We start from the raw sequence: 238 nt of genomic DNA, 5'->3' as shown, positions 1-238 counted from the left end.
TATTAGGGAAACAAAAACAAGAATGATACAATGTTAGAAAATTCAATCTAGGAGGCTATTGGATGAATTCTGAACTTTTTTCTCCTTATACAATTAAGGACGTTACATTAAAAAACAGTATCGTTATGTCACCTATGTGCATGTATTCATAAGAAAACGAGTATAGCAAATTAAATAATATCAATAACGTTAATTAAGTAACAAGAGCTGCTTGTCAAGTTCGTTTAGATATGATCGA

1 pseudogene is annotated in these 238 nt (G+C 29.4%); it reads left to right on the top strand.

The window, feature by feature from the left end:
• Nucleotides 1-62: 62 nt before the first annotated feature.
• Nucleotides 63-149 (top strand): annotated as a pseudogene (locus JDS99_RS31495) (oxidoreductase); the annotation flags it as partial.
• Nucleotides 150-238 lie beyond the last annotated feature (89 nt).

The sequence above is a fragment of the Bacillus cereus group sp. N6 genome (assembly GCF_016483705.1).
Taxonomy (GTDB): Bacteria; Bacillota; Bacilli; order Bacillales; family Bacillaceae_G; genus Bacillus_A; species Bacillus_A wiedmannii.
Note: the sequence above shows the minus strand (reverse complement) of the source record. Positions and strands in the feature narration are given on the sequence as shown.